This window comes from Enterobacter sp. YSU, from assembly GCF_016082135.1.
In the GTDB taxonomy this organism is placed as follows: domain Bacteria; phylum Pseudomonadota; class Gammaproteobacteria; order Enterobacterales; family Enterobacteriaceae; genus Enterobacter; species Enterobacter hormaechei_C.
Genome location: NZ_CP059487.1, coordinates 1,717,812 through 1,741,010, shown reverse-complemented (window position 1 = coordinate 1,741,010; position 23,199 = coordinate 1,717,812). Strand labels below are relative to the sequence as shown.

The following is a 23,199-nucleotide window of genomic DNA, read 5'->3' as shown; positions in this document are numbered from 1 at the left end:
CGCGTTCATTGTCGCCAGCGTACTCGTTGTAAAGAGCGATGAACCTGTTGGGTTTGTTGCTTTTGCTACGACAGCGCAGGACAAGTAGCGTTAAGGCCGCCCAGGGCGGCCTTTTTTATGGTTTGATATCGGTTAGGGAAACCATAAAAAAGCCGGGTGGCGGCTTCGCCTTACCCGGCCTGTTCAATGCATTCCCTAAGGAAATCAAACTTCTTCCATACGTCCCAGCAGCGCCTGCAAGCGTTCCTGCCAGCCGTTCTGCTGTTCGCGCAGCTGGTTGTTTTCGCGCTCCAGTTCTTCACGGCTGTGTTGAGCATTTTGAACTTCCTGTGACAGGGAGTTGTTCTTTTCTTTCAGCTCTTCAATTTCCATTTGCAGCAGCGTGATGGTGTCAATCGCCTGCTGTACTTTCGATTCCAGTTTCTCAAACACTTCTAAAGACATGATCCTACCTCTCCTGAATTGCAAGGCGACGCTTTAACGTAAACGCGCACAACATATGTTCCGATTGTATGGAGCGCCGTCGCCCCTGTCCAGCGGCATGCCACGCAGATCGCGGTTTGCAACACTTTTCGGCCTCGTCCTGGTGCGTTCGCCGCATATACCCCTAAGTTGTTAACCCATAAGTTAAAGAAATGATTCAGCCCATAATCATTATCTGATGCAAAAACGCGCTTTATGGCGCGAAAACGCTCATTTTATTGACGCAGACCACACATTTAGATTTCGATATTTCTCGTTTGTGCTCGTTAACGATAAATTAACACTATGTCTACAGGGCATCGTGACTGTCACGGGCGGTCACGCAAACAATAAACATTACTCTTTTGCAGGATTCCGATTATGAGTCAGACATCAACCTTAAAAGGCCAGTGTATTGCCGAGTTCCTGGGTACCGGGTTGTTGATATTCTTCGGAGTAGGCTGTGTCGCAGCACTGAAAGTGGCGGGTGCCAGTTTTGGTCAGTGGGAAATCAGTATTATCTGGGGTCTGGGCGTGGCGATGGCCATCTACCTGACCGCAGGGGTTTCCGGTGCACATCTTAACCCGGCGGTGACCATCGCGTTGTGGCTATTCGCGTGTTTTGACGGACGCAAAGTTGTTCCTTTTATCATTTCGCAATTTGCCGGCGCCTTTTGCGCAGCGGCGTTAGTTTACGGGCTTTATTACAATCTTTTCATCGACTTCGAACAGACGCATCATATGGTGCGTGGCAGTGTCGAAAGTCTGGATCTGGCAGGCATTTTCTCAACGTATCCGAATCCGCATATCAATTTTGTGCAGGCGTTCGCGGTTGAGATGGTGATTACCGCTATTCTGATGGGCGTCATCATGGCGCTGGGCGACGATGGAAACGGCATTCCGCGCGGCCCGCTGGCGCCACTTTTGATTGGCCTTCTGATTGCGGTAATTGGCGCATCCATGGGTCCGCTGACCGGCTTTGCGATGAATCCGGCGCGTGACCTGGGTCCAAAAACCTTCGCCTTCTTTGCGGGATGGGGCGATGTCGCCTTCACGGGCGGCAAAGACATTCCTTACTTCCTGGTTCCGCTGTTCGGGCCAATCGTAGGGGCGGCGCTGGGCGCATTCGGCTATCGCAAATTAATTGGTCGCCACTTACCGTGCGACACCTGTGTGGAAGAGGAGAAAGAGACGGCTTCCACCACACAACAAAAAGCTTCGCTGTAATCTGACTACGGGACACATACCATGACCGAAAAAAAATATATCGTTGCGCTCGACCAGGGCACCACCAGCTCCCGCGCTGTCGTAATGGATCATGACGCGAACATTGTCAGCGTGTCTCAACGCGAATTTGAGCAAATTTATCCGCGTCCAGGCTGGGTAGAACACGACCCGATGGAGATCTGGGCGTCGCAAAGCTCCACGCTGGTGGAAGTGCTGGCGAAAGCCGACATCAGTTCTGACCAGATTGCCGCTATCGGTATCACCAACCAGCGTGAAACGACTGTGGTCTGGGAGCGCGAAACCGGTAAGCCCATCTACAACGCCATTGTCTGGCAGTGCCGTCGTACGTCAGAGATCTGCGAACAGCTGAAGCGCGAAGGAATGGAAGAGTACGTGCGCAGCGCCACCGGCCTGGTGGTTGACCCCTATTTCTCCGGCACCAAAGTGAAGTGGATCCTCGACCACGTGGAAGGTTCACGCGAGCGCGCACGACGTGGCGAGCTACTGTTCGGCACCGTCGATACCTGGCTTATCTGGAAGATGACTCAGGGACGCGTTCACGTTACCGACTACACCAACGCCTCGCGCACCATGCTGTTCAACATCAACACCCTTGAGTGGGATGACAAGATGCTGGACGCGCTGGACATTCCGCGCGCGATGCTGCCTGAAGTCCGTAAGTCTTCTGAAGTATACGGCCAGACCAACATTGGCGGTAAAGGTGGCACCCGTATTCCTATCGCCGGTATCGCCGGTGACCAGCAGGCGGCCCTGTTCGGCCAGCTGTGCGTCAAGGAAGGGATGGCGAAGAACACCTACGGCACCGGTTGTTTTATGCTGATGAACACCGGCGAGAAAGCGGTGAAATCAGAAAACGGTCTGCTGACCACCATCGCCTGCGGCCCGCGCGGCGAAGTGAACTATGCCCTGGAAGGCGCGGTATTCATGGCGGGTGCCTCCATTCAGTGGCTGCGCGACGAGATGAAGCTGATCAGCGACGCGTTTGACTCCGAATACTTCGCGACCAAAGTGAAAGACACCAACGGCGTGTACGTGGTGCCAGCGTTCACCGGTCTGGGCGCACCGTACTGGGATCCGTATGCCCGCGGCGCGATTTTCGGCCTGACGCGCGGCGTGAACTCAAACCACATCATTCGCGCGACGCTGGAATCCATCGCCTACCAGACGCGCGACGTGCTGGAAGCGATGCAGGCTGACTCCGGCATTCGTCTGCACGCCCTGCGCGTGGACGGCGGTGCGGTAGCCAACAACTTCCTGATGCAGTTCCAGTCCGACATTCTGGGCACCCGCGTTGAACGTCCTGAGGTGCGAGAAGTGACGGCGCTGGGCGCGGCGTATCTGGCAGGTCTGGCGGTTGGCTTCTGGCAAAACCTCGACGAGCTTCAGGAAAAAGCGGTTATCGAACGCGAATTCCGTCCTGGCATCGAAACCACCGAGCGCAACTACCGCTACAGCGGCTGGAAGAAAGCGGTGAAACGTGCCCTGGCGTGGGAAGAGCACGACGAGTAAACCTATATTCCCTCTCCCCTGGGAGAGGGTTAGGGTGAGGGGCTCCGACCGCACCGGTCCCTTCGCCCCTCCCCACTCTGTGATAAACTTCGTGCAATTCCTTTTGATTGTACGAGTACCTCATGAAACGTGAACTTGCTATCGAGTTTTCCCGCGTCACCGAAGCTGCCGCCCTCGCAGGCTACAAGTGGCTGGGCCGTGGCGACAAAAATACCGCAGACGGTGCAGCCGTCCACGCCATGCGCATTGTGCTTAATCAGGTCAATATCGATGGCACTATCGTCATTGGCGAAGGCGAAATCGACGAAGCGCCGATGCTCTACATCGGTGAAAAAGTCGGGACGGGCAAAGGCGATGCCGTGGATATCGCGGTCGACCCGATTGAAGGCACGCGTATGACGGCGATGGGCCAGGCCAACGCGCTGGCGGTACTGGCGGTGGGCGATAAGGGCTGCTTCCTCAACGCGCCCGATATGTACATGGAAAAACTGATCGTCGGTCCTGGCGCTAAAGGCGCTATCGACCTTAGCCTGCCGCTGGACGCCAACCTGCGCAATATCGCTGCGGCGCTGGGTAAAGCGCTCAGCGAACTCACCGTGACCATTCTGGCGAAACCGCGCCACGACGCCACCATTGCGTACCTGCAAGCGCTCGGCGTACGCGTGTTTGCTATTCCGGATGGCGACGTTGCCGCCTCTATTCTGACCTGCATGCCGGACAGCGAAGTCGACGTGCTTTACGGCATCGGCGGCGCGCCGGAGGGTGTGGTCTCTGCGGCAGTGATCCGCGCGCTGGACGGCGATATGCAGGCGCGTTTGCTGCCACGCCATGAGGTCAAAGGCGACAGCGACGAGAACCTTCGCATTGGTGCAGACGAACTGGCGCGCTGCGCGGCGATGGGCATCGAGGCCAATAAAGTGCTCGCGCTGAACGAGATGGCCCGCAGCGATAACGTGGTCTTCTCCGCAACCGGCATCACCAAAGGCGATCTGCTGGACGGCATCACCCGCAAGGGCAACATGGCCACCACTGAAACCCTGCTGATCCGTGGTAAATCCCGCACCATTCGCCGCATTAAGTCCATTCATTATCTCGATCGTAAAGATCCGGACGTACAGACGCACATTCTGTAAAACCGTTTGATCGATAGAGCTTTCCGGCCCGAATGGGCTGGAAATGTTTCCCGCAAGTACGGAAGATAGAAGAGAGAAACAGCACAGGAGAAGATCATGGCGGACTGGGTAACAGGTAAAGTCACAAAGGTACAGTTCTGGACCGATGCGCTATTTAGCCTCACGCTGCACGCTCCCGTTCATCCGTTTACTGCCGGGCAGTTTGCCAAGCTCGGGTTGGATATCGACGGTGAACGCGTACAGCGCGCCTACTCTTACGTTAATGCGCCTGATAACCCGGACCTTGAGTTCTATCTGGTCACCGTCCCGGACGGTAAGCTCAGCCCACGCCTCGCCGCGCTGAAGCCGGGCGATGAAGTGCAGATTGTCTCCGGCGCGGCGGGGTTCTTCGTGCTGGATGAAATCCCCGACTGTGACACGCTCTGGATGCTGGCGACCGGCACGGCCATTGGCCCGTATCTTTCCATTCTGCAATACGGCAAAGATCTGGAGCGCTTTAAAAATATCGTGCTGGTTCACGCCGCGCGCTACGCCGCAGACCTGAGCTATTTGCCGCAGATGCAGGCGCTGGAACAGCGATATGGCGGGAAGTTAAAAATTCAGACGGTGGTCAGCCGCGAAACCGCAGCCGGCTCGTTAACCGGTCGCGTTCCGGCGTTGATTGAAAGCGGCGCGCTGGAAGAAGCGGTGGGTTTACCGATGAATACCGAAACCAGCCATGTGATGCTGTGCGGTAACCCGCAGATGGTACGCGATACGCAGCAGTTGCTGAAGGATACCCGGCAGATGACGAAGCACCTTCGCCGCCGGCCGGGCCACATGACCGCCGAACACTACTGGTGATCAGCGGTACTTCACCTCAAGGGTATCTTTTCCATATTTGTTCTCGCTCTGGGTGCCGATAAACGCGCCCAGTTCGACAACCATCATTACAAAGATAACCGTCGGCAGCAGTCTGCCCACCACCCATGGGAGGATTGAGGGCAGCATTGACCAGTTCCCCGCCACCAGCATCCACGCCAGAATAATCAGGAAAGCCCATGCGCCGGAGCGGCCACGATCGTGCAGACGTTTCACCACTACGGCGGCGGTTGGCCACAGTAAACAGACCAGCGCAAATGCCGCCGTTTGCGTGCTCAGCCATGCGTTGTAGGCAACAAAAAACAGAAGCAGCATGGCGACAACCCACGTTGCAATCCAGATCCAGAAGTCACGGCGTCCAATACGCCCTTTGAATGAAAACAGCCACTGCTGTATGGTCATGTAAGGTTCCTTATTATTGTTTAGCCCGCATTTTACCCTGGAGTTGTGACCTTTTGACAAGCCGACCAGATATCGTTTTAATCATGGGCAATGACGGCCAGGGGCAATGTTGATGAAAAGTTCGGCACACTCTCTTTATTTGTGTTTAGCGATGCTGAGCGCCAGTTTTTCCCTGTATGCCGCGGAAACGGCTTCCCCGGTCACCGCCCCCTATCTTCTGGCGGGCGCCCCCTCTTTCGATCAATCTATCAGCCAGTTCCGCGAAGCCTTCAACAAAGAAAACCCCTCACTTCCGCTGGGAGAGTTCCGTGCGATTGACAGCGCCCGCGATACGCCGACCCTGACCCGCGCGGCCAGCAAAATTAACGAGAATCTGTATGCCTCTACCGCCCTTGAGCGCGGAACGTTAAAAATCAAAAGTATGCAGATCACCTGGCTGCCGATTCAGGGGCCAGAGCAGAAAGCGGCGAAAGCGAAAGCGCTGGAGTACATGAGCGCTATTCTGCGCGCCTTTACCCCCACCTTCACGAAAGCGCAAAGCCAGCAAAAGCTGCAAAAACTGCTTACCGCCGGGAAAAACAAACGCTATTACGCCGATACGGAAGGTGCCGTTCGCTATGTCGTCGCAGATAACGGCGAAAAGGGGCTGACCTTCGCGGTTGAACCGATTAAGCTGGCCCTATCAGACGCACTCGAGGGGGCGAATTAATGACAAAAAGCAAAGCCTTTCGAGGGAAAATCTCTATACTGATTCACAGACCATGCTGCCCGACAGGGCGGCCATATTCCTTAATTCGCTTATTGAGCGTGGAGAATTGAAATGCGACATCCTTTAGTGATGGGTAACTGGAAACTGAACGGCAGCCGCCACATGGTAAACGAACTGGTTGCTAACCTGCGTAAAGAGCTGGCTGGCGTGACCGGCTGCGCGGTTGCTATCGCTCCGCCGGATATGTACCTGGATCTGGCTAAACGTGCCGCTGACGGCAGCCACATCATTCTGGGCGCGCAGAACGTTGACGTTAACCTGTCTGGCGCGTTCACCGGTGAAACCTCCGCTGAAATGCTGAAAGATATCGGCGCGAAATACATCATCATCGGCCACTCCGAGCGTCGCACCTATCACAAAGAATCCGATGAGTTCATCGCGAAGAAATTCGCTGTGCTGAAAGAGCAGGGTCTGATCCCGGTTCTGTGCATCGGTGAAACCGAAGCAGAAAACGAAGCAGGCAAAACCGAAGAAGTGTGCGCACGTCAGATCGACGCTGTGCTGAAAACCCAGGGCGCGGCAGCGTTCGAAGGCGCGGTTATCGCTTACGAGCCAGTCTGGGCGATCGGTACCGGCAAATCTGCAACTCCAGCGCAGGCACAGGCGGTGCACAAGTTCATCCGTGACCACATTGCAAAAGCAGACGCGAAAGTGGCTGAGCAGGTCATCATCCAGTACGGCGGTTCCGTTAACGCATCAAACGCAGCTGAGCTGTTCACCCAGCCAGACATCGATGGCGCACTGGTTGGCGGCGCATCCCTGAAAGCAGACGCTTTCGCGGTGATCGTTAAAGCGGCAGAAGCGGCTAAGCAGGCGTAATCGCCTTTGTGGCGGGTGGCGCTTCGCTAACCCGCCCTACAAACGACCTAACACGCTAAACCACAAATAATCCAGCGGCAGCAGCACCAGATACGTCGCAATCGCCAGCGCCAGACAAAGCAGCATCCCCGCCTTCGCAGGCACTTTCCCTAAGCCCATCGCCACTACAATCGGCGACGCCTGATACGGCAGCAGCGGCGTGGAATACCCCAGCACCTGAATCATGATCACCGACAGCAGCGGGAAGCCGGTCGCGTCGGAGAAGCTCTGCGCCAGCGTGGTGTACAGCGCAGGAACGCCGTTGGCGGTCATAATGAAGTTGAGCGCCGTGGTGATCCCCGTCAGCGCCAGGAAGCTGGTAAACGGGCGGTCTGCATCCAGCGGCATGATATGGAGCAACGCCTCGCCTACGGCCGCACCGATACCGGTCTGCGTCACCGTAATGGCCAGCCCGAGTATACCCGCGACGTAAATACAGGTGCGCATATTCACCCCCGCCGAGAACTCTTCCCCGGTGATAAAACCGATGCGCGGCAGCATAACGATGACCGAGGCCGCCAGCCCCGTCCACGCTGGCCCAACGCCGTGCCAGCTCTCCGTCACCCACATCGTCAACACCACCGCCAGCAGCCAGGCGAGCCGTTTTTCGTCACGCCCCATCGGTTCCGATGGCGTGAGATCCTTCGCCGGTTTCGGGTTGCCGGGGAACAGCCAGCAGATCAGGCCAATCAGAATCAGGCCTTTGAGAATACCCAGCACCGGGGTGTGCAGCAGCAGATACGGGACATAGTTGAGGTGGATACCGTATGAGCCTTCCGCCGCGCCGCTCATCACCAGGTTGGGCACGTTGGCGGGCAAAATAGTGGCCGAGAGCTGGAAGGTGCCGAACCCGACCGCCAGCGCCAGGCCAAACCAGGCCCGCGAGCCATCAGGAATGCCGGCCCGCTTCGCCATCGCGGCGACAATCGGCATCAGCAGCGCAATACGTCCCATGTTCGACGGCATCACGAATGCCAGGGCATAGCTCAGCAGCACAACGCTCGCCACCATCAGCACCCAGGAGTCGGTAAGCTTTGCCGACAGCGCCCGGGCGGCCCTGTCCGCCAGGCCGGTTTTCCGAATCGCCACGCCCAGCACAAAGCCGCTGAACACCAGCCAGAAGGCAGACGAGGCGAAGCCGCCGAAGATCACTTCCGGCGGGGCGATTCTGGCGGTCATCGCCGCCGTGAAAAACAGCAGCGCGGTGATAAATTCCGGCAACAGTGACGTCGCCCACAGCACGATGGTGACGCCGACGATCAGCGAGGGAAGCAGCAGAGGATGCGTTAACCAGAGCGACATACCTGTCTCCTGTAGAATTTTTCAGCAAGTCTACGGCGACAGGCAGGGCGAGTAAACGCTATTTATGGTGGGGTCACTTCAGGATATCGCATTGATGATCCTGCAATTCCTCAGCCGACGCGCGGTTAAAGGTAAGCAGGTTACGCTCTGTCGCCAGCAATACAAACGAGCCGTCCGACTGCTGTGCCATCGCCAGCGCGAAGCGTCCCATATGATCGCGGGCTTCCGGCAGCTCTTCCGCCAGCATCATAAACGGGCTGCGCTGCACCAGTTCGTTCTCCGTCACCCGACGGGCAAGGTATTCATGCCCTTCCAGCCCGCCCGGAAGCGGTAACCACTGGGTGCTGATTTGCCCCTGCGACGCGTTCAGCTTCTCGCGCACGTCTGGGCGCAGACAGGAGATGTGGATATGAAAATGGTTTTGCGTGCGCCCGGTCGGGGAGTTGATGGTCAGCGAAACGGCGCTGTCAGGCACGTCGGCCCCCCGTTTCATACTCATAAAATGGCGAGACTGCCATGCCAGCCAGAAGAAATTCGGTGTCTGCGGCTCAGTCAGCAGCGGGCTTTCGGTGCCGTTGATACGGTACGTGGGCATAAGCAGGTATTGCAGCGGCCCGTTGCGGTCCTTGAACACCACGTAGCCCGCATCTGGCTTCACCTGCGCACACGGTGCCGGGTTACGGTTATGCAGCTGGTTGGGCACACACTGGTCGAGAACGATATGACGCAACGCATTCGGATTACCCGCTTTCATCCAGTACACGCCCCCTGCGGCAAGGGCGATAACGATCAGAATCAGTAAGATAATTTTTTTCACAACGCGTTCCCTGTTTTCAATAGAGGCAAAAGAGTAACGCAAAATGATGACCAAATAAAAAACCCGGCGGATTTCTCACACCGGGTTACCGTGTCGTTCTTTGTAAAACGCTTAGCGCTTGCTGATCTGGTCGAAGGTGCCGCCGTTAGAGAAGTGCTCTTTCTGCGCTTTGGTCCAGCCGCCAAAAACCTCATCAATAGTGAACAGCTTCAGTTTCGGGAAGGCGTTTTCGTATTTCTTCGCGACAGCCTCATCGCGTGGGCGGTAGAAGTTTTTCGCCGCAATTTCCTGCCCTTCAGGTGAGTAGAGGTACTTCAGGTAGGCTTCCGCCACCGCTTTGGTGCCCTTCTTATCAACAACCTTATCGACGACGGAGACGGTCGGCTCAGCGAGGATGGATTCGCTCGGGGTGACGATCTCGAACTTGTCTTTACCCAGCTCGTTGGTCGCCAGCAGGGCTTCGTTTTCCCAGGCGATCAGCACGTCGCCAATGCCGCGTTCGACGAAGGTGTTGGTTGCGCCGCGCGCGCCGGAGTCCAGCACTTCGACGTTTTTAAACAGTGCTTTGACGAAGTCCTGTGCTTTGGCCTGATCGCCGTTGTTGTGGTGCAGCGCGTAGCCCCAGGCTGCCAGATAGTTCCAGCGTGCGCCGCCGGAGCTTTTTGGGTTCGGGGTGATGACAGACACGCCTGGCTTAATCAGGTCGTTCCAGTCCTTAATCTGTTTCGGGTTGCCTTTACGCACCAGGAAAACAATGGTCGAGGTGTATGGCGCGGAGTTATCCGGCAGGCGTTTGATCCAGTTTTTGTCGATACGGCCACGCTCGGCGATAGCGTCAACATCGTAGGCCAGCGCCAGGGTCACCACGTCGGCTTCAATACCGTTGATGACGGAGGTCGCCTGCTTGCCAGAACCACCGTGAGACTGGCGAACCACCACGTTATCGCCGGTTTCCTGTTTCCAGTGCGCCGCGAAAGCTTTGTTGTACTGGTCGTACAGTTCACGCGTCGGATCGTACGACACGTTCAGTAACTGAATGTCCTTTGCCAGAACGCTGGTCGATGCCAGCAATAATGTTAACCCCACGCCCCATTTATTCATCGCCCAGCTCTCTTGTGTAGTGTTTTGATGAATGCAGCGTGCCAGAAAGCTAACCGATGATTAAAGAATAAAAAAAGATTGGCTATAACGTGCAGGAATAAAAAAAAGTGAATGAGCGGCCTGATGCCCTCACCCCAACCCTCTCCCACGGGAGAGGGAGCAACCATAAAAAACTGTAACCCAAGGGTTACCGTTTTGCATTTACCTTGCCGCCACCGGGCAACAGAGCCAATCAGTACAGTTTTTTCGCGCAGTCCAGCCAGTCACCTTTGAACGGACGCTTCATGTTTTCAATGGCGTCGATGATGTCATGGTGAACCAGTTTCTCGTTCTGAATACCGACGCAGCGGCCGCCGTGGCCCTGAAGCAGTAGCTCGATCGCGTACGCGCCCATGCGGGACGCCAGGATACGGTCGTACGGGCCTGGGGAACCACCACGCTGAATGTGACCCAGAACGGTCGCGCGGGTTTCGCGTTTGGTTTCGGTTTCGATGTACTTCGCCAGCTCGTCAACGTCACAGATGTGCTCGGTGATAGCAACGATGGCGTGTTTCTTACCTTTCGCGATACCGGCTTTGATTTCAGCGACCAGATCTTCACGGCTAAATTCCACTTCCGGCACCACCACGAACTCACAGCCACCGGCAATTGCCGCCGCCAGAGTCAGGTCACCGCAGTAACGGCCCATCACTTCAACAATAGAAATACGCTGGTGAGAGGAAGAGGTGTCACGCAGGCGGTCAATCGCTTCCACAACGGTACCCAGCGCGGTGAAGTAACCGATGGTGTAGTCGGTGCCTTTGATGTCATTGTCGATGGTGCCAGGCAGGCCGATGCACGGGAAGCCCATTTCAGTCAGACGTTTTGCACCCATGTAGGAGCCGTCGCCGCCGATAACCACCAGCGCATCCAGACCCCGTTTTTTCATGTTTTCGATAGCCACTTCACGGATGTGTTCGTCACGGAATTCCGGGAAGCGTGCAGAACCGAGGAAAGTACCGCCACGGTTGATCATGTCAGACACGCTGTAGCGGTCGAGCTGAACCATGCGGTCTTCATACAGACCCAGGTAACCGTCATAGATACCAAAAACTTCCAGACCTTCCGTCAGCGCTGCACGGACAACCCCACGGATTGCCGCGTTCATGCCCGGCGCATCACCGCCGCTTGTCAACACACCGATTTTCTTAATCATGACTACCTCTGAACTTAGGAATGCAAAATTGAAATCTGCTGCCGGAAGAAACTGTTCAACCGTCGAATACTGCAAATAGTATATCAATCCCTTCCAGCTGAATTGATTCAGGTCAGGCCATATGGTGGTAATTTATCCACAAAATGCTGCTCTGGCTCACTTTTTTACAACGAATTACGAAAGCTCAAAACGCCCTGGGTACGACAGAGCACGGATCCTGATGAATAATGACGTCTGACCCAGGGAAACGCTGCAAAATCGCCTGCTCCACCTGTTCAGCGACCATATGCGCCTGAACCAGTGGCAGGTTGTCTTCCATTTCCAAATGAATCTGAATAAAGCGGGTCGGCCCTGACTGCCGCGTACGAAGATCATGAGCACCACTGACGCCAGGCCAGTTGGTCACGATGGCATAAATTTCATCACGTTCTGCATCCGGAAGCGCACGGTCAAGAAGCGACTGTACCGCTTCATACCCCATCCGCAAGGCGCTGTATAAAATATAGATCCCTATCCCTAACGCAAACAAAGCATCGGCCCGATGCCAGCCATACCAGGCCAGACCAAGCGCAATAAGAATAGCCCCATTCATCATAACATCAGACTGATAATGAAGCATATCGGCCCGTACAGCCTGGCTTTGTGTTTTGCGTACAACCCAGCGCTGGAACGTTACAAGAACAAGTGTGCTTATAAGTGCAACTACCGTTACGACCACGCCAACGCCCGGATCGTTCATCGGAGAAGGCGAAATAAGATGCTGAATACCGGTCAAAAACAGGAAAAGCGCAGAGCCCGAAATAAACATGCTTTGTGCCAGCGCGGCCAGCGATTCCGCTTTGCCGTGGCCAAACGTATGCTCTTCATCCGCCGGTTGCAGCGAGTAGCGCACCACCAGCAGGTTGGTCAGCGAGGCGGCAATATCCACCAGTGAATCCACCAGTGCCGCCAGAATACTGACCGACCCGGTGTACCACCACGCGAAAATTTTAATGATCAGCAAACACGACGCCATCACCGTCGCGGCTATTGCGGCCCGGCTTACCAGCCGTCCATAGGATTGATTCATAAACACTCCTGTCATGCCATGGCGCTAGTATAACGGATGGTGGTGGAGTGAAAGGATGAATAAAGCGTTAACAAACCTGAACAATGGGCAAAAAAAACCCCCACATCATGTGGGGGAAGACAGGGATGGTGTCTATGGCAAGGAAAACAGGGTTTACTGGTTACTACGGGTACTGCTATTGCTACTGAAAAGCGTCATATCTGAGCTTCGCTGCATCCGTGCAACCTCACGCAACTGATTCATACGTTGCTGATGTTTGGTATTCAAAACCGCTTGCTGCTCGGGCGTTAGCAGGTGGAACATCTGGTTGCGAACCTTCGCCATCTCTACCTGACGGGCAACCTGTTCCTGCGCCATTTTTTCGGCCTGAGCGCGTACAGCGCTTTCGTCAAAATTTTCTGCGGTGACAAGGCGATGCATTGTCTCCATTTCGCTAACATTAACAGGGGGCTGGTCGTGTCTCGCCCTCTGCATCAGATCTCGCATCTGTTGACGCTGATGTTCGGTTAAACTTATGCCGTCAAACATATGGCTTTGGCTGCTGTGCTGCGTTGCGCCCTCTGCTGAGGAACCGTTATCGCTGATGATAGCTACAGCAGCCTGGCTAAACGCACTGAAGGCCAGCGTTGAGGCCATGACGGCAGCGGTAACTTTGCGCATCACTTGCTCCCAAAATCTTTCGTGTCGCGATTCAACGAGAGACAGTCTACGATTCAGGCTGCAAACATGCGTCAGGGGGTGTAAAACAACGTAAAGTCATGGATTAGATAGCCTTGATGTCGTAATTTCTGCCTCGGAGGTATTTAAACAATGAATAAAATCCTGTTAGTTGATGATGACCGAGAGCTCACATCTCTTTTAAAAGAGTTGCTCGACATGGAAGGTTTCAACGTCCTGGTTGCCCATGATGGCGAGCAGGCGCTGAGTCTCCTTGACGACAGCATCGATTTACTTTTGCTCGACGTCATGATGCCGAAGAAAAACGGTATTGATACGTTGAAAGAGCTTCGCCAGACACACCAGACCCCCGTCATTATGCTGACTGCACGCGGCAGCGAGCTTGACCGCGTACTCGGCCTTGAGCTGGGTGCGGATGACTATTTACCTAAGCCGTTCAACGACCGTGAACTGGTGGCCCGTATTCGCGCGATCCTGCGCCGCTCTCACTGGAGCGAGCAGCAGCAGAATACCGACAACAGCTCACCTACGCTGGAAGTGGACTCCCTGAGCCTGAACCCGGGCCGCCAGGAAGCGAGCTTCGACGGTGAAACGCTGGAGCTAACCGGCACCGAGTTCACCCTGCTGTATCTGCTGGCGCAGCATCTCGGCCAGGTGGTGTCGCGTGAACACTTAAGCCAGGAAGTGCTCGGCAAACGCCTCACCCCGTTTGATCGCGCCATCGACATGCACATCTCTAACCTGCGCCGTAAGCTGCCGGAGCGTAAAGACGGTCATCCCTGGTTTAAAACCCTGCGTGGTCGCGGTTATCTGATGGTTTCCGCTTCATGATAGGCAGCTTAACCGCCCGCATCTTCGCCATCTTCTGGCTGACGCTGGCACTGGTTTTAATGCTCGTTTTGATGTTGCCAAAACTCGACTCACGCCAGATGACGGAGCTACTCGACAGCGAGCAACGTCAGGGCGTGATGATCGAGCAGCACGTGGAAGCGGAGCTGGCAAACGATCCGCCGAACGATTTAATGTGGTGGCGCAGGTTGTTTCGCGCTATCGACAAGTGGGCGCCCCCCGGACAACGTCTTTTACTGGTCACCAGTGAAGGCCGCGTGATTGGGGCAGATCGCAATGAAATGCAGATTATCCGCAACTTTATTGGCCAGGCGGATAATGCCGATCACCCACAGAAAAAGAAATATGGTCGGGTAGAGATGGTCGGTCCTTTCTCGGTGCGGGATGGGGAAGACAATTACCAGCTCTATCTGATTCGCCCTGCGAGCAGTTCACAGTCCGACTTTATCAACCTGCTGTTTGACCGTCCGCTTTTGCTGTTGATTGTCACGATGCTGGTCAGTTCCCCGCTGCTGTTATGGCTGGCGTGGAGCCTGGCGAAACCGGCGCGTAAGCTGAAAAATGCGGCGGACGAAGTGGCGCAGGGCAACCTGAGGCAGCATCCGGAGCTGGAATCCGGGCCGCAGGAGTTCCTGGCCGCCGGAACCAGTTTTAACCAGATGGTCTCTGCTCTTGACCGCATGATGACCGCGCAGCAACGCCTGCTGTCGGATATCTCCCACGAGCTGCGGACGCCGCTCACGCGCTTACAGCTGGGTACCGCCCTGCTGCGCCGCCGCAGCGGTGAGAGCAAAGAGCTGGAGCGTATTGAGACGGAAGCGCATCGCCTGGACAGCATGATCAACGATCTGCTGGTGATGTCTCGCAATCAGCAGAAAAACGCGCTTGTGAGCGAAACGGTGAAAGCCAATCACCTCTGGCATGAGGTGCTGGACAACGCGGCGTTCGAAGCGGAGCAGATGGGCAAATCGTTCACCGTCAACTTCCCGCCGGGCCCGTGGCCGCTCTACGGTAACCCCAACACGCTGGAAAGCGCGCTGGAGAATATCGTGCGTAACGCCCTGCGCTATTCGCACACGAAGATTGAAGTGGCGTTTTCGGTGGATAAAGACGGGATTACCGTCATTGTCGATGACGATGGTCCTGGCGTCAGCCCGGAAGATCGCGAGCAGATTTTCCGTCCGTTCTACCGCACCGACGAGGCGCGCGACCGTGAATCTGGTGGTACGGGGCTAGGTCTGGCGATTGTTGAAACCGCCATGCAACAGCACCGTGGCTGGGTGAAAGCCGATGACAGCCCGCTGGGCGGGCTGAGGTTAACGCTGTGGCTGCCGCTGTATAAGCGTTCGTAACCGTATGTGCCGGGTGGCGGCTTCGCCTTACCCGGCCTACTTTCTACGGAATCTCTTTCCCCCACAATCTCCGCGAACTGCTCTCGATCTTGCCGCTTAACCGCCGCTTCTGCATCGTTCTGGTCCAGCTGGTGGATAATCCCGCCGCTGACAGCAGGCGGTGATACTGCTCGTCATCAAACGGCATATGCCAGGCAATTGCGCAGGCCTCGTATACCGACACCTCACTCAAGCGCGAAGCCAGCTCAAGCGGCGCATCCGCCGAAACCTGTCCCGCCTGCACAACGCGATACAGCCAGCCGGTTTTACCCGCGTTTTGCAGCTGGGCCGACATATCCTGAATGCCGAAATGGTAATTAAGCTTAAAGCACGGTGAGCGCGGCTGGGTGACCTGAATCAAAGCATCGCCCCAGCGGTAAATGTCGCCGATAAAGACGTTCTTCTCCGTCAGCCCCTCCGTTGAGAGATTTTCGCCAAACGCGGGGGCGACGAAGAGGTCCGCCTGTTCAGGAAATTCGGCTTTCCAGTGCTGATAGTGCTCGCGCGGATAGTGGCACAGCGCGCGATCGGGCCCGCCGTGGATTTTCTTTTCAGCCTGCTGGTCACCCGCAAGCCCGAGATCGGTCAACGTCAGCTCACCGTCGACCTGCACTTTGGCGATGGCGCTCGGGCGGCTGCCTTCGTACTCCCTTACCTTGCCTGTAAACACATTCACCGGGTAATGCATCTCCACTCCTTCAGATACAAAAAAAGCGAGTCATCAGACTCGCTTCTCACAGGCGTCAATGCAACCTTATTTTTTAGCGGCGAAACGCGCTGCTGCTTCGTCCCAGTTCACTACATCCCAGAAGGCTTTGATGTAGTCAGGGCGACGGTTCTGGAACTTCAGGTAGTAAGCGTGTTCCCACACGTCCAGACCCAGAATTGGGAAGCCGGATGCGCCAGAGATAGCTTCACCCATCAGCGGGGAGTCCTGGTTAGCGGTAGAAACGACCGCCAGTTTGTCACCTTTCAGGACCAGCCACGCCCAGCCAGAGCCGAAACGGGTTGCAGCGGCTTTTTCGAATTCCGCTTTGAAGTTGTCAACGGAACCGAAGTCACGCTCGATAGCCGCTTTCAGGTCGCCCTGAAGGGTGGTGCCGGTTTTCAGGCCTTTCCAGAACAGGCTGTGGTTAGCGTGACCGCCCGCGTTGTTGCGCAGCACGGTTTTCTTGTCTGCCGGCAGCTGGTCCAGTTTGGTGATCAGCTCTTCAACAGGCAGATTAGCGAACTCTGGCAGGCTTTCCAGCGCAGCATTCGCGTTGTTCACATAGGTCTGGTGGTGTTTAGTGTGATGGATTTCCATCGTCTGCTTGTCGAAATGCGGTTCCAGTGCGTCGTAGGCATACGGCAGGGATGGCAGTGTATAACTCATAATCCTCTCCATTATTGTCGGGCGGCACAGCTGTTAATGCCGCGTAAGCAGTTGGTTCATTATAGTTAATTAAATGATATTGAAAATGATTATCAATGCCGCAGTTTTTATAAGGTTATTAGATTTTTGATAAATGACAAAATTGTGAGTCTGCTCACGTGCTTAACGTGCTGATTGCCATCCTGAACAAAAGTGCGGCAACCTTCTGAAGGTTCCCAAACCGCCTCATTTTTACACTCATCAAGTCGGCGGGAAGCCTCCGGCTATAAAAACGATGAGGATGTAAAAATGAATCATGCGATTACGATGGGTATTTTCTGGCATTTGATAGGCGCGGCCAGTGCAGCCTGTTTCTATGCCCCGTTTAAAAAGGTGAAAGGCTGGTCATGGGAAACCATGTGGTCCGTTGGCGGCACCGTGTCCTGGCTGATTTTGCCGTGGACAATCAGCGCCATGCTGCTGCCCGATTTCTGGGGCTACTTCTCCTCCTTCAACGCCTCCACCCTGCTGCCGGTATTCCTGTTCGGCGCGATGTGGGGCATCGGTAATATCAACTACGGCCTCACCATGCGCTACCTAGGCATGTCGATGGGGATTGGCATCGCGATTGGCATTACGCTGATTGTTGGCACCCTGATGACGCCAATCCTCAACGGCCACTTCGACGTGCTGATCAACACTCAGGGCGGGCGAATGACGCTGCTGGGCGTGCTGGTGGCGGTGATCGGCGTGGGCATCGTCACCCGCGCAGGCCAGCTGAAAGAACGCAAGATGGGCATCAAAGCCGAAGAGTTCAACCTGAAGAAAGGGCTGCTGCTGGCGGTGATGTGCGGCGTATTCTCGGCGGGCATGTCGTTCGCCATGAACGCCGCCAAACCGATGCACGACGCCGCTGCGGCGCTGGGCGTCGATCCGCTGTACGCTGCCCTGCCAAGCTACGTGGTGATCATGGGCGGCGGCGCGCTGGTAAACCTCGGCTTCTGCTTCATTCGTCTGGCAAAAGTGAAGAACCTGTCGGTAAAAGCCGACTTCTCGCTGGCAAAACCGCTGATCGTCACCAACGTCCTGCTCTCCGCCCTCGGCGGTCTGATGTGGTATCTGCAATTCTTCTTCTACGCCTGGGGTCACGCCAGTATTCCGGCGCAGTATGACTACATGAGCTGGATGCTGCACATGAGCTTCTACGTGCTGTGCGGCGGGCTGGTTGGGCTGGTGCTGAAAGAGTGGAACAATGCCGGGCGTCGTCCGGTTGGCGTGCTGAGCCTGGGCTGTGTGGTGATTATCATTGCGGCCAATATCGTCGGCCTCGGCATGGCGAACTGATTACGCTGCCTTTCGACTGCGATGACGCCACTGAACCGGCGTCATCCCCACCTCACGGTTAAACACCACCGAAAAGTAGTTACTGTCCTCAAAGCCGCAGCGCATCGCCACTTCACTCACCATCAGCTCCGTATGCTGTAACAGGTACTGGGCGTGGCAGATGCGCAGCTGGCGCAGATAGTGGTTGACCGTCATCCCCGTCTGGGTGCGGAACTGCTGGCGCAGCGCGCGCTCGCTGCACTGCTCCTGCTCGCAGAATTTTTCCAGCACGAAACTCTTGTTCAGACTGCCCGCAAGCCGGGTGATGAGCTTATCCAGCAGCGCTTCCTGCGTGGTGGCGGAGGGATTATCCGTAGCGTAACGATGCCGCTTCAGGGTCATCACCAGCTGGGCAAAAAGCAGCTCCGACATCTGGTTTGCCACCGGATCGCTCTTCTGGCTCTCCTGCTCCAGCTGGGAAATCGTCTGGCGCACCTGAGCCATGCCGTTGCTGCTTAAGCGCCAGTGCGGTTCGCCTCTGGCATCATGAAAACCGGGGATATTGCCCGCCCAGTCGACATTCAGTTTAAGTCTGTCGGGGCAGTAGATGACGTTCTGCAACACCAGATCGTTAACCGAGGCGTAGGAGTGTTTGTCTTCAGCGCGGATGTAGAACAGGTCTCCGCGCGTGATGCGGTAGGGGCGGTCGTTGAGGACGTGCAGGCCGTTGCCTCGCCATACCAGCACCAGCTCGCAAAACTCGTGGGTGTGCTCGGCAAAGACGTTTTGCGGGTAGCGGTCGGCCACCGCGACGGCCTGACTCGCGGAGGCAAAAAAATCATCTTTGCGAAGAATGAGCTGAGCAGCCACACCACAACCTCTACGGCGAATAACCGGACATTATTAGCCTTTTTGCAGCAAAAAAACGGTGACTGCCCTCGCGTTACTGAAGCAACGCGTCTTTCCCCTGACGAATATCGCGCGGCGACCAGTTAAACTCCCGGCGAAAAAGCGTCGAAAAGTGGTTACTGTCGCCGAATCCGCAGCGATAGGCGATATCGGTGACGCTTTCGTCGGTATGACGTAAAAGGTGCCGCGCTTTGATCAGGCGCAGACGGTTGAGGTAGCGCTGCGGCGTCAGCCCGGTATGCTGCTTGAGCTGACGATGCAGCGTGCGCAGCGAGAGCGAAAAGTCATCCGCCAGCGTTTCCCAGCAGACATCTTCGGCAAAATGATCTTCCAGCCAGGCCATCAGCTGATTCAGGCGCGCGTCGTTATTTTCCAGCCCTTCCACCAGGCTGCTGCGCCGCAGCAGCACCAGCAGCTGCATAAACAGCAGCTCGCGGGTAGCAATGGCGTGCGTCTCCTGTCCATCCTCGCTCTGCTCCATCTGGCTCACCAGCTGACGCACCTGCTGCAACGTGGACTGATTCACCCGCCAGTGCGAGGGGTAGTGACCGTCCTTCTCCTGCGGCAACAGCTGATTCAGCCCGGAGAGAAACTGGAACGCATCCGGAGAACGATAGAGCACATTGGTCAGGCAAAGGTTGTCGGTATGTTCATACAGGTGCCTGTCGTGATCGCGCACGAAGCACACCGTACCGCCGCTGATGGTATACGGCTGACCGTTAAACACGTGGATGCCCGTTCCGTGCTCAACAATCACAATTTCATGAAAATCATGATGATGCTCCGGGAACGCAGCCTGAGGCAGCCGTGGCTCAATCGCGACCGGCGAAGCCCCCGAAGGAAAAAAATCGACGCTGTGCAGTACGGTCATAACGGCCCCCACCAATGAGAAAAGTTCTCAAAATAGTAATTAAGGCCTTCCACGCTCACCTTAAATTTTTGACAGCAAACCGCGCAAAAGCTGTCGGTTTTTCAAGAAACAGACGGAAAGATCAGGAAATGCGGTCAGCGTCACACTGCCTGCAAACCCCGCCATTACTGGAAACTGTGAACTCCCTCACGTTCATCTTTGCTTTCTTGCCAGCGCGAGATTTGGGCTGTCAGTGGCGAGAAGGTGGCTATTTCTTCCCTTTCTTACACTCCTCGCTAATGACTTAAGAAAGGACCCGACCATGACTTTTCGCCATTGTGTGGCTGTCGATTTAGGCGCATCCAGCGGCCGTGTAATGCTCGCCACCTGGGACTGCGACCTGCACACCCTTACGCTTCGCGAAATGCACCGTTTCGCCAATTGTCTGCAAAAACAGGACGGTTTTGTTACCTGGGATATCGACACCCTGGAAGCAGAGATCCGCACCGGACTTCACAACGTCTGCGAAGACGGTATTCGCATCGACAGTATCGGCATTGATACCTGGGGTGTGGATTACGTACTGCTGGACAGTCACGGCGAACGCGTCGGCCTGCCCGTCTCCTACCGCGACAGCCGCACCGATGGGCTAATGGCGCACGCCATCGCCCAGCTTGGCAAGGAGAACATCTATGGTCGCAGCGGCATTCAGTTTCTGCCGTTTAACACGCTGTATCAGCTGCGCGCGCTGGTTGAGCAACAGCCAGAGCTGGTCGAAAAGGTGGCGCATGCGCTGCTGATCCCGGACTACTTAAGCTACCGTCTGACCGGCAACATGAACTGGGAATACACCAACGCCACCACCACGCAGCTGGTTAACATCAACACCGATAACTGGGATGAACATCTGCTGGCCTGGACGGGCGCCTCGCCGTCCTGGTTCGGCGCGCCAACCCATCCGGGCAATGTGATCGGCCACTGGCTTTGCCCGCAGGGGAATGAAATCCCTGTTGTCGCCGTCGCCAGTCACGACACCGCGAGCGCGGTCATTGCCTCGCCGCTCGCCGGCAAAGACGCGGCGTACCTCTCTTCCGGCACCTGGTCGCTGATGGGCTTTGAGAGCAAAACACCCTACACCAGCGATGCCGCACTGGCGGCGAACATCACTAACGAAGGTGGCGCCGAAGGGCGCTACCGGGTGCTGAAGAACATCATGGGCCTGTGGCTTCTCCAGCGGGTGCTGAAAGAGCAGAACATCACCGACCTGCCCGCGCTTATCGCGGAAACCGAAACGCTGAAGGCCTGCACCTTCCTGATTAACCCGAACGACGACCGCTTTATCAATCCGGCGCACATGAGCGCCGAAATCCAGGCCGCCTGCGTCGAGGCCGGGCAGCCGGTGCCGTCCAGCCCGGCCGAGCTGGCGCGCTGCATTTTTGACAGTCTCGCCCTGCTCTATGCCGACATCCTGAGCGAGCTGGCTGACCTTCGCGGCAAACCGTTCACGCAGCTGCATATCGTGGGCGGCGGCTGCCAGAACCAGCTGCTGAACCAGCTCTGCGCGGATGCCTGCGGCATTACCGTGGTGGCAGGTCCGATTGAAGCCTCCACGCTCGGCAATATCGGCATTCAGCTGATGACCCTGGACGAACTTTCAAACGTCGACGATTTCCGTTCGGTGGTGACGGCGAATAACAGCCTGACCACCTTCACCCCCCATCCCTGCCATGAAATTGCCCGCTACCGGGCGCAGTTTCAGCAAAAACGACTGACTAAGGAGCTTTGCGCATGACCACTCAACTTGAACAAGCCTGGGACCTGGCTAAACAGCGTTTCGCCGCCGTCGGCGTGGATGTCGAAGAGGCGCTGCGCCAGCTCGACCGTCTGCCCGTCTCCATGCACTGCTGGCAGGGTGATGACGTTGCTGGCTTCGAGAACCCGGGCGGTTCCCTGACGGGGGGTATTCAGGCCACGGGTAACTACCCGGGCAAAGCGCGCAACGCCACCGAACTGCGTGCGGATCTGGAGCTGGCGCTGAGCCTGATCCCCGGGCCAAAGCGCCTGAATCTGCACGCCATTTATCTCGAATCCGACGAGCCGGTGGCGCGTAATGAAATCAAACCGGAGCACTTTACGAACTGGGTGGCGTGGGCGAAAGCCAACAAGCTGGGCCTGGACTTTAACCCCTCCTGCTTCTCGCACCCGCTGAGCGCGGACGGCTTTACCCTTGCGCACGCCAACGACGAAATCCGCCAGTTCTGGATCGACCATGTCAAAGCCAGCCGCCGCGTTTCTGCGTATTTCGGCGAGCAGCTTGGCACACCGTCGGTGATGAACATCTGGATCCCGGACGGTATGAAGGACATCACCGTCGACCGTCTGGCCCCGCGCCAGCGCCTGCTGGCCGCGCTGGATGAAGCCATCAGCGAGAAGCTGGACCCGGCGCACCACATCGACGCCGTGGAAAGCAAGCTGTTCGGCATTGGCGCAGAGAGCTACACCGTGGGCTCAAACGAGTTCTACATGGGGTACGCCACCAGCCGCCAGACCGCGCTGTGCCTGGATGCCGGTCACTTCCACCCAACCGAGGTGATCTCCGACAAGATCTCCGCCGCCATGCTCTACGTGCCGCGCCTGCTGCTGCACGTCAGCCGCCCGGTGCGCTGGGACAGCGACCACGTGGTGCTGCTGGATGACGAAACCCAGGCGATTGCCAGCGAAATCATCCGCCACGATCTGTTCGACCGCGTACACATTGGCCTCGACTTCTTCGACGCTTCCATCAACCGCATCGCGGCGTGGGTTATCGGCACCCGCAACATGAAGAAAGCCCTGCTGCGCGCGCTGCTGGAGCCTGTCGCCGCCCTGAAACAGCTGGAAGAAAACGGCGACTACACCGCGCGCCTGGCGCTGCTGGAAGAGCAGAAATCCCTGCCGTGGCAGGCGGTGTGGGAGATGTACTGCCAGCGTCACGATGCGCCTGCGGGCAGCCAGTGGCTGGACAACGTGCGGGCATATGAGAAAGACGTTCTTGCCGCTCGTCAGTAAAAAACATTGCCCGGCGGCGCGTTGCTTGCCGGGCCTACAGGTAAAAGTAGGCCGGGTAAGCGTAGCGCCAC

Annotated in this window: 23 protein-coding genes; 11 read left to right on the top strand and 12 right to left on the bottom strand. The window is 56.5% G+C overall.

The features are described 5' to 3' along the window. Positions 1-204: 204 nt before the first annotated feature. Positions 205-444: a septal ring assembly protein ZapB gene (gene zapB, locus H2Z33_RS08425; protein WP_003862031.1), complete on the bottom strand. Its 240-nt coding sequence runs from the start codon at positions 442-444 to the stop codon at positions 205-207. A 399-nt stretch (positions 445-843) separates the two neighbouring features. On the opposite strand from zapB, the gene H2Z33_RS08420 reads away from it, so the two are divergent. The 4 genes from H2Z33_RS08420 (at position 844) to fpr (ending at position 5,195) form a co-directional block, all read left to right on the top strand. Next, positions 844-1,689, top strand: coding sequence for an MIP/aquaporin family protein (locus H2Z33_RS08420; protein ID WP_015569943.1), 846 nt, complete (start codon positions 844-846; stop codon positions 1,687-1,689). 21 nt (positions 1,690-1,710) lie between these two features. Continuing rightward, entirely contained in the window at positions 1,711-3,219 is a 1,509-nt protein-coding gene (glpK, locus tag H2Z33_RS08415) for a glycerol kinase GlpK (RefSeq protein WP_006808669.1), read from the top strand. 122 nt (positions 3,220-3,341) lie between these two features. Next, positions 3,342-4,352: a class II fructose-bisphosphatase gene (gene glpX, locus H2Z33_RS08410; RefSeq protein WP_015569942.1), complete on the top strand. Its 1,011-nt coding sequence runs from the start codon at positions 3,342-3,344 to the stop codon at positions 4,350-4,352. 96 nt (positions 4,353-4,448) lie between these two features. Next, positions 4,449-5,195, top strand: coding sequence for a ferredoxin--NADP(+) reductase (gene fpr / locus H2Z33_RS08405; protein ID WP_033487973.1), 747 nt, complete (start codon positions 4,449-4,451; stop codon positions 5,193-5,195). On the opposite strand, the gene H2Z33_RS08400 is transcribed toward fpr, so the two are convergent. Further along, positions 5,196-5,615 carry a DUF805 domain-containing protein gene (locus H2Z33_RS08400; protein WP_006808672.1) on the bottom strand — a complete coding sequence of 140 codons (420 nt, stop codon included), beginning with the start codon at positions 5,613-5,615 and terminating at the stop codon, positions 5,196-5,198. Positions 5,616-5,727: 112 nt separating this feature from the next. On the opposite strand from H2Z33_RS08400, the gene H2Z33_RS08395 reads away from it, so the two are divergent. After that, positions 5,728-6,324: a DUF1454 family protein gene (locus H2Z33_RS08395; protein ID WP_017383094.1), complete on the top strand. Its 597-nt coding sequence runs from the start codon at positions 5,728-5,730 to the stop codon at positions 6,322-6,324. A gap of 111 nt (positions 6,325-6,435) precedes the next feature. After that, positions 6,436-7,203 carry a triose-phosphate isomerase gene (tpiA, locus tag H2Z33_RS08390; RefSeq protein WP_003862019.1) on the top strand — a complete coding sequence of 256 codons (768 nt, stop codon included), beginning with the start codon at positions 6,436-6,438 and terminating at the stop codon, positions 7,201-7,203. 36 nt (positions 7,204-7,239) lie between these two features. Here tpiA and H2Z33_RS08385 read toward each other — a convergent pair whose 3' ends face one another. From H2Z33_RS08385 to cpxP, 6 genes are all read right to left on the bottom strand, one after another. Continuing rightward, positions 7,240-8,544 (bottom strand): SLC13 family permease, encoded by a 1,305-nt coding sequence (locus H2Z33_RS08385; protein ID WP_023304636.1) that lies wholly within the window; start codon positions 8,542-8,544, stop codon positions 7,240-7,242. Positions 8,545-8,617: 73 nt separating this feature from the next. Then, positions 8,618-9,361 (bottom strand): CDP-diacylglycerol diphosphatase, encoded by a 744-nt coding sequence (locus H2Z33_RS08380; RefSeq protein ID WP_003862014.1) that lies wholly within the window; start codon positions 9,359-9,361, stop codon positions 8,618-8,620. Positions 9,362-9,472: 111 nt separating this feature from the next. Continuing rightward, the gene (locus H2Z33_RS08375) at positions 9,473-10,462 is read right to left on the bottom strand and encodes a sulfate ABC transporter substrate-binding protein (RefSeq protein ID WP_032660777.1); all 990 of its coding nucleotides are present in this window, start codon (positions 10,460-10,462) and stop codon (positions 9,473-9,475) included. Positions 10,463-10,694: 232 nt separating this feature from the next. Then, a complete protein-coding gene (pfkA, locus tag H2Z33_RS08370) occupies positions 10,695-11,657 on the bottom strand; it encodes a 6-phosphofructokinase (RefSeq protein ID WP_003862009.1) in 963 nt (320 codons plus the stop codon). Positions 11,658-11,841: 184 nt separating this feature from the next. After that, positions 11,842-12,726, bottom strand: coding sequence for a CDF family cation-efflux transporter FieF (gene fieF / locus H2Z33_RS08365; protein WP_017382698.1), 885 nt, complete (start codon positions 12,724-12,726; stop codon positions 11,842-11,844). Positions 12,727-12,879: 153 nt separating this feature from the next. Continuing rightward, positions 12,880-13,386 carry a cell-envelope stress modulator CpxP gene (cpxP, locus tag H2Z33_RS08360; RefSeq protein WP_003862006.1) on the bottom strand — a complete coding sequence of 169 codons (507 nt, stop codon included), beginning with the start codon at positions 13,384-13,386 and terminating at the stop codon, positions 12,880-12,882. A gap of 150 nt (positions 13,387-13,536) precedes the next feature. On the opposite strand from cpxP, the gene cpxR reads away from it, so the two are divergent. Then, the gene (cpxR, locus tag H2Z33_RS08355) at positions 13,537-14,235 is read left to right on the top strand and encodes an envelope stress response regulator transcription factor CpxR (RefSeq protein ID WP_003862004.1); all 699 of its coding nucleotides are present in this window, start codon (positions 13,537-13,539) and stop codon (positions 14,233-14,235) included. Then, entirely contained in the window at positions 14,232-15,605 is a 1,374-nt protein-coding gene (gene cpxA / locus H2Z33_RS08350; protein ID WP_015569937.1) for an envelope stress sensor histidine kinase CpxA, read from the top strand. The genes cpxR and cpxA overlap by 4 nt, the downstream gene beginning before the upstream one ends. Before the next feature lie 43 nt (positions 15,606-15,648). Here cpxA and yiiM read toward each other — a convergent pair whose 3' ends face one another. Both yiiM and sodA read right to left on the bottom strand, forming a co-directional pair. Beyond that, positions 15,649-16,332, bottom strand: a complete 684-nt coding sequence (gene yiiM / locus H2Z33_RS08345) for a 6-hydroxyaminopurine reductase (protein WP_063135449.1) — start codon at positions 16,330-16,332, stop codon at positions 15,649-15,651. Between the two features lie 66 nt (positions 16,333-16,398). Beyond that, entirely contained in the window at positions 16,399-17,019 is a 621-nt protein-coding gene (sodA, locus tag H2Z33_RS08340; RefSeq protein WP_003861999.1) for a superoxide dismutase [Mn], read from the bottom strand. 288 nt (positions 17,020-17,307) lie between these two features. Between sodA and rhaT the strand changes: the two genes are divergently transcribed. Then, positions 17,308-18,342, top strand: coding sequence for an L-rhamnose/proton symporter RhaT (gene rhaT / locus H2Z33_RS08335; RefSeq protein ID WP_017694058.1), 1,035 nt, complete (start codon positions 17,308-17,310; stop codon positions 18,340-18,342). Here rhaT and rhaR read toward each other — a convergent pair whose 3' ends face one another. Next, on the bottom strand, positions 18,343-19,191 hold the full coding sequence (gene rhaR / locus H2Z33_RS08330) for an HTH-type transcriptional activator RhaR (protein ID WP_017382695.1): 849 nt from the start codon (positions 19,189-19,191) through the stop codon (positions 18,343-18,345). Positions 19,192-19,264: 73 nt separating this feature from the next. Continuing rightward, positions 19,265-20,101, bottom strand: coding sequence for an HTH-type transcriptional activator RhaS (gene rhaS, locus H2Z33_RS08325; RefSeq protein ID WP_015569934.1), 837 nt, complete (start codon positions 20,099-20,101; stop codon positions 19,265-19,267). Positions 20,102-20,402: 301 nt separating this feature from the next. On the opposite strand from rhaS, the gene rhaB reads away from it, so the two are divergent. Further along, positions 20,403-21,872 carry a rhamnulokinase gene (gene rhaB / locus H2Z33_RS08320; protein ID WP_063135448.1) on the top strand — a complete coding sequence of 490 codons (1,470 nt, stop codon included), beginning with the start codon at positions 20,403-20,405 and terminating at the stop codon, positions 21,870-21,872. Further along, the gene (gene rhaA / locus H2Z33_RS08315) at positions 21,869-23,128 is read left to right on the top strand and encodes an L-rhamnose isomerase (protein ID WP_045142625.1); all 1,260 of its coding nucleotides are present in this window, start codon (positions 21,869-21,871) and stop codon (positions 23,126-23,128) included. Before rhaB ends, rhaA begins: the two co-directional genes overlap by 4 nt. The last annotated feature ends 71 nt before the right edge of the window (positions 23,129-23,199 follow it).